The 10,335-nt window shown below is 44.7% G+C and carries 12 protein-coding genes and 1 pseudogene; all 13 read right to left on the bottom strand.

The genetic code is table 11. The annotated features are described in order from the left end of the window. Positions 1 to 227: 227 nt before the first annotated feature. The 13 genes and pseudogenes from RG608_RS04390 to RG608_RS11640 all read right to left on the bottom strand — a co-directional run bounded on the left by RG608_RS04390 (position 228) and on the right by RG608_RS11640 (position 10,201). A complete protein-coding gene (locus tag RG608_RS04390; RefSeq protein WP_002905458.1) occupies positions 228 to 986 on the bottom strand; it encodes an ABC transporter ATP-binding protein in 759 nt (252 codons plus the stop codon). Next, positions 983 to 1,849, bottom strand: a complete 867-nt coding sequence (locus RG608_RS04385) for an ABC transporter permease (protein WP_268687672.1) — start codon at positions 1,847 to 1,849, stop codon at positions 983 to 985. The genes RG608_RS04390 and RG608_RS04385 overlap by 4 nt, the downstream gene beginning before the upstream one ends. Before the next feature lie 97 nt (positions 1,850 to 1,946). Next, positions 1,947 to 2,444 (bottom strand): carbonic anhydrase, encoded by a 498-nt coding sequence (locus RG608_RS04380; protein ID WP_268687673.1) that lies wholly within the window; start codon positions 2,442 to 2,444, stop codon positions 1,947 to 1,949. Between the two features lie 148 nt (positions 2,445 to 2,592). After that, positions 2,593 to 3,288, bottom strand: a complete 696-nt coding sequence (locus tag RG608_RS04375; protein ID WP_002920350.1) for a TIGR00266 family protein — start codon at positions 3,286 to 3,288, stop codon at positions 2,593 to 2,595. A gap of 114 nt (positions 3,289 to 3,402) precedes the next feature. Further along, on the bottom strand, positions 3,403 to 4,119 hold the full coding sequence (locus RG608_RS04370) for a TIGR00266 family protein (protein ID WP_308946590.1): 717 nt from the start codon (positions 4,117 to 4,119) through the stop codon (positions 3,403 to 3,405). A gap of 117 nt (positions 4,120 to 4,236) precedes the next feature. Continuing rightward, complete coding sequence (gene radA, locus RG608_RS04365; protein ID WP_111675216.1) at positions 4,237 to 5,604, bottom strand: DNA repair protein RadA; 1,368 nt, start codon at positions 5,602 to 5,604, stop codon at positions 4,237 to 4,239. 5 nt (positions 5,605 to 5,609) lie between these two features. Next, positions 5,610 to 6,242 carry a methyltransferase domain-containing protein gene (locus RG608_RS04360; protein WP_308946589.1) on the bottom strand — a complete coding sequence of 211 codons (633 nt, stop codon included), beginning with the start codon at positions 6,240 to 6,242 and terminating at the stop codon, positions 5,610 to 5,612. Between the two features lie 52 nt (positions 6,243 to 6,294). Further along, positions 6,295 to 6,810, bottom strand: a complete 516-nt coding sequence (locus tag RG608_RS04355; RefSeq protein WP_268687676.1) for a histidine phosphatase family protein — start codon at positions 6,808 to 6,810, stop codon at positions 6,295 to 6,297. An 18-nt stretch (positions 6,811 to 6,828) separates the two neighbouring features. Then, positions 6,829 to 7,287 (bottom strand): annotated as a pseudogene (locus RG608_RS04350) (isochorismatase family protein). 9 nt (positions 7,288 to 7,296) lie between these two features. After that, a complete protein-coding gene (locus RG608_RS04345) occupies positions 7,297 to 7,740 on the bottom strand; it encodes a dUTP diphosphatase (protein WP_268687677.1) in 444 nt (147 codons plus the stop codon). An 85-nt stretch (positions 7,741 to 7,825) separates the two neighbouring features. After that, complete coding sequence (locus tag RG608_RS04340; protein WP_002917792.1) at positions 7,826 to 8,275, bottom strand: 8-oxo-dGTP diphosphatase; 450 nt, start codon at positions 8,273 to 8,275, stop codon at positions 7,826 to 7,828. 266 nt (positions 8,276 to 8,541) lie between these two features. Further along, a complete protein-coding gene (locus tag RG608_RS04335; protein ID WP_268687678.1) occupies positions 8,542 to 9,231 on the bottom strand; it encodes a gamma-glutamyl-gamma-aminobutyrate hydrolase family protein in 690 nt (229 codons plus the stop codon). Positions 9,232 to 9,412: 181 nt separating this feature from the next. Beyond that, on the bottom strand, positions 9,413 to 10,201 hold the full coding sequence (locus RG608_RS11640; RefSeq protein ID WP_374989834.1) for an ABC transporter ATP-binding protein: 789 nt from the start codon (positions 10,199 to 10,201) through the stop codon (positions 9,413 to 9,415). Positions 10,202 to 10,335 lie beyond the last annotated feature (134 nt).

The raw sequence follows: 10,335 nt of genomic DNA, 5'->3' as shown, positions 1-10,335 counted from the left end.
GTGCAGTACAGAACTAAATCCTTTCACTAATATTTTTTGTCTAACTTTTTGGGGTCAGTACAATTTAGCGGTTTTTATTCATCTATGAGGGTAATTTGAAGCAAAAGGACATAGTCCTATTTAACAGAGAACTAGATCCTTTTGATTATTATTTGTCTAACTTTGTGGGAGCAGTACATTATTTAGTACGTATTCTTTCTCTTATTTTTACAAAACTCTGAGCAAGCCTATTCAAACAAGCCATAGTAGTCTGCGATGGTCATCTTGGCTTTCTCATCTTTGTTTAAGTCCTGAATAATCTGACCATCTTTCATAACGATTAGTCGGTTACCGTATTTGAGGGCATCCTCCATGTGATGGGTAATCATAAGAGCTGTGAGGCGGTCACGATTGACAAATTCATTGGTCAGCTCCATCAAGGCTACACTGGTCTTGGGATCCAGCGCCGCAGTATGCTCATCCAGAAGCAAAAGCTCTGGACGCTTGAGCGTTGCCATGAGCAGACTCAAGGCCTGTCTTTGCCCTCCAGAAAGAAATTCAATTGGTGTATCCAGATGCTTGTCCAGGCCATTACCGATTTTCTCAATCGTCGCCTGAAACTCTTCCCTGTAACTGTTGAGCCCACGGGGCACCAAGCCACGCTTTTCTCCGCGGAACTTGGCGATGAGGAGATTTTCCGCCACAGTCATGCGCGGAGCCGTCCCCATCTTAGGATCTTGAAAGACACGGGACAGGTACTTGGCCCGCTTTTCTGGTGAAAAATGAGTGACATTTTCACCCAAGATATGAATGCTGCCGCTGGTCAGAGGGAGAGTTCCGGCAATGACATTGAACAGGGTTGACTTTCCTGCACCGTTTCCGCCTAAAATCGTAATAAAATCATGCTCGTGAATGTCTAAAGAAACATCATTTAGGATGATTTTTTCTTCATCAAAGCCGCTCTTTACAAGCTTGGTTGCATTTCTTAATTCTACAATCGCTGTCATTTGCTTAACTTGGCTCCTTTAAAGAATTTATTTTTCAGGGTTGGAATCATGAGACAGAAGGCCAGAATCACCGCGCTGTAAAGACGGAGATAGTTGGTATTAAAGCCGAGAGCAATGACGCCCCAGATCAAGAACTGATAGGCAATCGCACCAACTACAATGGTAATCAGACGCTCTGCCAAGGTCAGACTCTGGAAGAGCACCTCGCCGATGATAAGGCTGGCCAGACCGACAACGATTACTCCAATCCCGCGGGAAACATCTGCATAGCCTTCCTGCTGGGCAATCAGCGCCCCAGCCAGAGCAATCAAGCCATTTGACAGAATCAGTCCCATCAACTCCATACGGCCGGTATTGATACCAAAACTGCGAGCCATATCCGGATTATCTCCGGTCGCGATATAGGCCTGCCCTAGCTTAGTATCCAAGAAAAAGAGCAGGGCAGCAATCACCAAACTGACAAAAATCAAACCAGTCAAGAGGTCATTGACTTCTCCTGAAAAGGGCAGAACATCCTGAATCTTACTGCTGCCTAAAAGCCCCAGATTGGCACGGCCCATCAGCATTAGCATGATAGAGTGGCAGGAGGTCATGACCAAAATCCCAGAAAGCAGAGTCGGGATTTTCCCCTTGGTATAAAGCAGACCTGTCACTGCACCCGCTGCACAGCCCGCTAAAACGGCTGCTGCTGTTGCTAGAAAAGGATTGACTCCCTTGGTAATCAAGGTAACAGCCACCGCTCCGCCTAAGGGGAAGGAGCCTTCTGTCGTCATATCAGGAAAGCCCAGAATCCGGAAGGTCATAAAAATACCTAGACCTAGGACGGCCCAAACCAATCCCTGAGAAATAATGGAAAGAATCATAACATTGTCCTAACTAATTAAAATCGTTTCTCTATTTTAACATAAAAAAGGAGCCAATTTCAATGCCGATGCGCAGACAAAGAAATTGACTTCCTAACTATTCCTCAACAACTGTCATCCGGCCAGTATCTACATCGTAAACCGCTCCAGAGATTTCTACATCAGCTGGAATCAGCGGTGACCGTCGCAACAAGGCCATATCCTCGCGCACACTTTCCTCTACATCTGTAAAGGGCAAAAAGTCCTGATTGCTGACATCGACACCTAGCTCTTTATGAAGATAGGCCGTAAAATCTTCATTCTTAAAGGTCTGTGCTCCGCAGTCTGTATGATGCAAAACTACGATTTCCCGCGTTCCTAGCTGCTGCTGCGAAATAACCAGCGAGCGAATCATGTCCTCCGTCACCCGACCGCCAGCATTGCGCAAGATATGGGCGTCTCCTAGTGCTAGTCCCAGAGCCTGGGCTACGTGGAGCCGAGAGTCCATGCAGGTCACAATGGCTACCTTGGTCTTGGGCTTGATCGGCAAATGCGCTGTCCCATGCAAATCAACATAAGCTTGATTGGCCTTCATAAAATTTTCAAAATATGACATTCTTTCCCCTTACTGGTACTTTGATATTCAAAGAATTTTATATTATCTTACCATCTTTTCTGTTATTTGTCAGCTGCCGGCTTTGTTATAAAAAAATAGGACAGATAAATCCAGCATCTAGCCTAATCTTCTGTCCTAGTTTTATTTCTTATGAGCTTCTTGGAATAAACTTGCTGAGTGAGCCTGCAAAGGTTTGAAGATTGAGACTTTGCACATAGACTTCACCAGTACCTTGGAAGGTGTTGACCACTCCTTCACCTGTTCCGATAGACTGCCAGAAGCCATTTTCCAGATGGATGTTATAGTTCAAAGATTGGCTCCAAGCTACTACATGGGCATTGTCGATTGTCACTTCTTGGTTATGAAGCTCAATTTTCTTAATAGAACCAAAGGCATTAGCCAAAAGAGTGCCCTGTCCTTGGGTCGTCATAACGAAGAGACCACCTTGGCCGCCGAATAGTGCTTTTCCAACAGACTGGCGCTCCATGGTATAGTAAGCTGTACCATCAAGGGCAAGAAAGGCACCGTCATTGAGCCGGTATTGCTTTTCGCCTAGCTGAAGAGGAATGACTTGCCCAGGAGAATCTGGTGCCAAAGCAAGGTAACCATTGTCAGACTGGGCAACCGCTTGGGTAATAAAGGTACTTTCGCCAGAAACCATCGAACGTCCCACAGCCTTGACAAAACGTCCTAAGCCAGAACCGCTAGCATTGAGCTGGGTATTCAGGGTCACATTTGGCGTGTGGTAGACCATGCTGCCACGCTGGATAAAGACTGTTTCTCCTTGATTGAGCGACAACTCAACCAAAGGAAACTGCATATTGCTGTCCATAGAAAATCGCATAAGAAATGCCTCCTTCTTATTATGACTTGATTATAACATTTTCCTACATTTTGAACAAAGGAAAACTGAAGAATCCAAAAAAGAAGAGACTGCCTTAGTCTCTTCTAGAAATTTTCAAGAATTGTCAATATGTAGATGTGGGCGAAGAACATTAGCAAAGGTTTCAATATTGAGACTTTGGATGTAAATTTCCCCAGTTCCATGAAAGGTATTGACTACTCCTTCGCCAGTCCCCATAGACTGCCAGAAACCATTTTCTAAATGAATATCATATTCTAGCTCTCGACTCCATGCTACTACGTGAGCATTGTCAATCGTTATCCTATCATTATGTAGCTCAACCTTTTGAATCGAGCCAAAGGAATTTACCAAGAGTGTCCCCTGACCTTGGGTACTCATCACATAAAAGCCTCCTTGGCCACCAAAGAGAGCTCGACCTACCGACTGTCTCTCCAAAGTATAAGAGGCAGAACCATCCATAGCCAGAAAAGCTCCATCATTAAGGCGGTATTGCTTTTCGCCTAGTTCCAGAGCAACAATCTGACCAGGTACATTAGGCGCTAAGGCTAGACGACCGTTATTTGATTGAGCAGTTGCTTCAGTGATAAACACTCCTTCGCCAGAAGCCATAGAACGGCCCACAGCTTGGATTGCCTTGCCAAAGATTGATTGAGACTCTGCATTCACTTTAGCATTCAGGACAACGTTGGGAGTGTGGTATATCATGCTCCCAGTCTGAATACGAACAGACTCTGATACATCTAAGGCAATCTCCGCCAAGGGAAATTGAGCATTATTGGTAATAGAAACATTCATACGATGATCTACCATGGTTGATTATCCTCCTAAAAAGTCTAGAAAAGCGACTTATAGGAGCTTTCCAGACAAATCCTAATTTTTTCTAGCAATATTATAGCACGCGCAATAACTTTTCGCAATACTGTTAAATCAGGAAAATACTTTCTTTAAGACTTCCCCAATCGTCGTCACACCGATGACTTGGATATTGTCTGGAACTTTGAGACCGTTCAGAGAGTTTTTAGGAGCATAGACTTTGGTGAAGCCTAGCTTTGCTGCTTCGTTGATGCGCTGCTCGATGCGATTAACCCGACGGATTTCACCAGTCAGGCCAATTTCGCCGATAAAGCACTCTTGAGGATTGGTAGGAAGATCTTTGTAGCTGGAAGCAATGGCTACTGCTACTGCCAAATCAATCGCTGGCTCATCTAGCTTGACGCCGCCAGCTGACTTGAGGTAGGCATCTTGATTTTGCAGGAGGAGTCCTGCCCTCTTTTCCAGAACTGCCATGATGAGGCTGGCTCGGTTAAAGTCTAGACCAGTCGTGGTTCGCTTGGCATTGCCGAACATGGTCGGTGTCACCAAAGCCTGTACCTCTGCTAAAATCGGCCGCGTTCCTTCCATGGTTACAACGATGGAAGAGCCTGTCGCGCCGTCCAGCCGTTCCTCCAGAAAGACTTCACTGGGGTTGATAACCTCAACTAGCCCACCAGATTGCATTTCAAAAATGCCAATCTCATTGGTCGAGCCAAAGCGGTTCTTGACTGCTCTCAAGATACGGAAAGTGTGCTGACGTTCGCCCTCAAAATAAAGCACGGTATCCACCATGTGCTCTAGCGTTCGAGGGCCAGCCAAGGTCCCTTCCTTGGTCATGTGACCAACGATAAAGGTCGCGATATTATTGGTCTTGGCCAGCTGCATGAGCTCAGCAGTCACCTCACGAACCTGAGAGACAGAGCCTTGAACACTGGAAATTTCCGGCGACATAACCGTCTGAATGGAGTCAATAATCAGAAAATCTGGTTTGATTTTCTCAATCTCCGTGCGGATATTTTGCATATTGGTCTCAGCATAGAGATAAAATTCACTGTCAATATCACCGAGGCGTTCCGCCCGCAGTTTAATCTGCTCAGCTGATTCCTCCCCACTGACATAAAGGACGGTGCCCTGATGAGAAAGCTGGGTGGATACCTGTAGAAGCAGGGTGGACTTCCCGATACCAGGATCCCCGCCAATCAGGACCAGACTGCCAGGCACTACACCGCCCCCCAAGACACGATTGAACTCGTCCATTTCTGTCTTGGTACGGTTGACATCAATCGAAGTGACCTCAGCCAGCTTCATGGGCCGGGTCTTTTCGCCCGTCAAGGAAACACGGGCATGCTTGACCTCTACAGCTTCTACTTCTTCAACAAAGGAAGACCAAGAGCCGCAGTTGGGACAGCGCCCTAAGTACTTGGGCGAATGATATTCACAATTTTGACAGACAAAGGTCGTTTTTTTCTTAGCGATGGTGATTCTCCTTATTTTCTAATAATCCAAACAAAAGTAGATAAGACCTGACACACTTGCTCTATATTAGTAAAGCCAGCCTCTTCTAGTAGGTTTGCAACTTCTTGAGGCGAGAGGGAATTCATCAAACTAGCTTGATTCTTATAAGTACGCTGAATTTGTTGCTGATTGGCTCCCAATTCAGAAGCAAGTGTTTTCCAATAGCCCAGTTGCTGGTTGGAAAAAAAGCTAAGAATCAGAAGGCCACCTTCACTTAAAGAGTCATAAATTTTTCGAAGAAAAAAGCTGGTATTTTCAACAAACTGCAATACTAGCAAGCAAGAACAAATCTGATAAGCAGAAGGTAGCACTGCTTCTTCAAATCGACAATTAAGATACTCCGCTTGAGGCAGATGAACCTGTCTTTTAAGCTCTTGCAGCATCGCCTCACCTGGCTCTACTACCGTCAATCCAGCCTTAGGAAATAAGGATGCCAAACCATTCAACTCATCCGTCTGGCTTGCTAAAGCTAACACCTTATCGACTTTTAAACTGGGTGCTAACCTAAGCAATACTCCTCGGAAAATCACATCTAGCATCACATCATAGCCTGGAATTTTCTGACGAATTTCTGTTGCATAGTCCTTGTTCTTAAATTCTTTCATATTTTCTTCTATCTCTAAATCCTTTTGTTAAGATTCTTTTTACGACGAAAAATTAAAACTTCAGTTCATATTCAATAAACTGGCAGAAATCAATAGTTTCATCTGGCACAAACTGGCGGATGAGCATGCGATGGGCTACAAGAGCTACCGTCTCGTAGTCTCTGTATTTGCTTAAGGCACGGAAAAAGCGGACTTTCATCTCCTCAGCAGTCTCATACTGGACAGGACTTCTTGCAGGAAGACAACCATTATTTTCAAAAAACAACTCCCGAGCCTGCTCAAACTTTTCTGTCCCACTCTCATATACCTGCCATTCATGCAGCAAAGGCTCCACAAAAAGCGGCAGTTGGCGGTCTCGAATCAAATAGGAGGCCGTCTCCAAAGCCCGCGTCATAGAAGAGGAGATCAAAATTTCCGCCTGTTCTAACAGAGGATTAGCAGCGGCCTCTGTCGCCATCTGGCGACCAGCAACTGACAAAGGAGCCAAATCTATTCCAAAGCCAGTGTAACCAGCCTCTTCCAAAAGTGAATAATTTGGCTCTCCGTGGCGGATAAAAATGATTTTCATATTAATGTCCTCATAAAGCTATCTAATCTTGATTCCGCAATCTTGCCATTGCTTCAGTGTTTTAGAGAATTTCTTCTGGTTGGCAACTCCGACAGCGGACAAATCGACGGAAACCTGATAATTCTCCTTGATAGCTGCCAAAACGGAAGCCTTGACACAGCCATTGCCGTCTCCCCCTATAAATTCTTAACTTTTAGCACCAGTTCCCTCTAAAAACTCTTTTAAATCCGGATTAGTAAAGCAAGAAGCCCGACGCTTCTCAAAGATGCGAGAAGATATAACCTTCAAGTCGGTCGCAAATTTCTTCTTCCTTTCTTTTCTCTCCCAGAAAAAACGGTTGAGAATATAGATAACCCGGTCGCTGGGATAACTAGCTATTTTGTCATTGACAGCCGCAGTCAGTGCTTCATTATCATATGCTTTTTCTGCAGCAACATAATCTGACTGCATATCTACAACTAATAAATAGTCTGCCATTTTCTTTCTCTATTTCCCTGTCGAACCAAATCCGCCGATCCGCACACCTTCTGCCTCATCTCCATCAGCAATCAGAAACGGTGCAAAGACAGCCTGCACCACACGTTCCCCAACTTCGAGGATCACTTCCTGATCCGTGATGTTTTTCATCTGGGCAAAGATATGGCCTTCGTTTCCAGAATTGCCATAGTAGTCGCCGTCAATGACCCCAACGGAGTTAATCAAGACCAAGCCTTTTTTACGAGGATTGGATGAGCGGTCGTAAAGATAAAGCACCTCACCCGGCTGCATATAGGCCTTGACACCAGTCGGAACCAGCTTAATCTCCCCTGGCGCAATAGGGGTGCGCTCTGCCACTTTCAAATCGTAGCCAGCTGCGTGAGCCGTCTCTCTCTTAGGCAGCAAATCTTCATTTGTAAAGCTGGAAACCAGCTCGAATCCGCGAATTTTCATGCATTTCTCTTTTCTATTTTTGCTGTCCCTATTATACTAAATTCGTAAAAAACAAGCAAAAAAACCGCCAATTGGGCGGTTCTCCCTAGTATAGATTTCTGATGATCTCTCCATTATCCAGATAGGTAAACTGCTCCGTCAAATCTGATGTGAAAACTTGATACATTTCTTTAAAGCTCAAGGCCAGCGAGTGGTGATCAAGATCCTCGCGTTTAATCCAGAACACTTCTCCTTCGTCGGACGAGACCAGCTCTCCTTCAAAACGATTGGTTTTGTAAAGAAAAACGACATAACGTTCATCCTTTTCGGTATAAAACTGCTTGACACCGCATAACCTAGGCTCATAGATGGTCAGACCTGTTTCCTCCTTGATTTCCCGTATTACTGATTTGACAAAGGATTCATGATTTTCAACATGGCCGCCTGGAAAGCAAAGGCCGGTCCAATCATCATTTACTTTATTTTGTACTAAAATGCGGTCCTCATCATAAACCATACACATATTTGTTAAAATAACTCGCTCCGCTCTTGACATCTCTGCTCCTCCATCTACCGACCGATTCGCTCGGCCTACTTGTGACTCATTATAACATAAAAGACATCAAATTGATGAAAATCTAGATTTCTCAGCCTTTTCAACAAAAAAAACCGCCAATTGGGCGGTTCTTATAGGGAGATTATTATGAAAAAGAAAAGTTTTAGGATTTCTAAACAAAGTTAGGAGGTCTTTGTTTATGATCTTAGTATAGGACACTTATCTTAAATTTTCCTAAAAGTAACTTAAAAAAATGAAATAATTTTTTACAGCTCTTGCAAGAGGTACTGAAACAGCTCCAAATTGCCCTTTTCTTCGTTTATTAAAAACTCCGGATGCCATTGAAGGCCTATGATACGATGATTGTCAACCGATTCAATCGCTTCGATGGTATTATCTCTTGGATCAAAGGCTGTCGCGCGAAAATTAGGTGCCAAGTCCTTGATACTTTGGCGATGCACCGAATTAATCTGGCTAGCCTGACCAAACAAGCGCTCCACAACGCTATCTTTCTCCGTACGAATGGAGTGCGAAGTACCAAATGGCAAGCCCTGCCAGTGATTTTCGATATGCTGATTAAGAGTACCGCCAAAAGCAACATTTACCAACTGCAGACCGCGGCAAATAGCCATAACTGGCTTGTTTTGGCGCAGGGCTTCTTCCAAGAGAGCCAACTCAAACTCATCGCGAACAATATTGTAGTCATCACTGTCGATGGTCTTCTCTTCCCCATAAAACTGTGGGTGAACATTTTGCCCGCCTGACAAAATCAGCTTGTCAATGGTTTCTACGTAATCTTGAACTAAACTTTTATCTCCAACAGGAATCACCATCGGCAGGCCACCAACCATTCGTACGCCGTCCACAAACTTGCGTGAAACAGAGGTGTGAATATTCTTTCCAGCTTCATCAACTGGACAAAGATTGGCTGAAATTCCAACAATCGTTCTGCACATACCGTGATTCCCCCTTATTTTGATATAGTATATCTTACCACGCCTTTTGAAAAGCGTCCAATAGATTTTTTTTAAGCTGCTTATAAAAATTTTTTATCAAAGACTCTGCATGTCTCTCAAATAAAAAACTCTCGAATGTACTATAAGCACAAACGAAAGTTTGGAAAAATGTCTCAACTTTCTACTCAAACACAAACTGGTTGTGATAGAGTTCCGAGTAGAAGCCACCGAGTTTGAGGAGCTGGTGATGATTGCCCTGTTCGATAACCTCTCCATCTTTGAGAACGATAATCTGGTCAGCATTTAGGATAGTTTTGAGGCGGTGAGCAATAACAAAGCTAGTCCGGCCAGCCACAACGGCTTCCATGGCCTGCTGAATCTTGCTCTCTGTTACCGTATCGACATTGGAAGTCGCTTCATCTAAAATCAAGACTTGCGGGTCGGTCAGCAGAGTTCTAGCAATGGAAATCAGCTGTTTCTGCCCAGTTGAGAAAATATTCTGATCATCATCTACCAGGGTATCGTATTTGTCTGGCAGACTTTCGATATAGTCATGAATATGAGTCGCACGCGCAGCCGTTTCGACCATCTCCTGACTGGCATCTGGTACACCGAAGCGAATATTGTCCCGAATCGTACCGCTAAAGAGCACCGAATCCTGCAAGACAATCCCCACATGGCTCCGCAGACTGTCCAACTCATAATCTCGAATATCGCGACCGTCAAACTCAATGCTGCCATTATCCACATCATAAAAGCGATTGAGCAGGTTCATAATGGTCGTCTTACCTGATCCAGTAGGGCCAACAACAGCTGTCATCTTGCCCTTAGGAGCTAAAATAGATACGTCTTTGAGAATAGGCTTGCCTTCTACATAAGAGAAGTCCACATGCTTGATCTCAACGGAGTCTGTAAGCTCTGTGAAAGCAGGTGCATTCTCTGGCCGGACTTCCTCCGGCGCATCAAACATCTCCTGAATCCGGTCAGCCCCTGTAAAGGCCAACTGCAGACTGCCCCAGCTGGCTGCAATCTGGATGATAGGCTGATAGTACTGCTGGGAAAACTGAGTAAAGGTGGTAATCAGGCCAACTGCAACAGCCGTTT

The organism is Streptococcus sp. IsoGale022 (assembly GCF_031142805.1).
Classification (GTDB): domain Bacteria; phylum Bacillota; class Bacilli; order Lactobacillales; family Streptococcaceae; genus Streptococcus; species Streptococcus sanguinis_A.
This window is presented reverse-complemented; position numbering and strand designations above follow the sequence as displayed.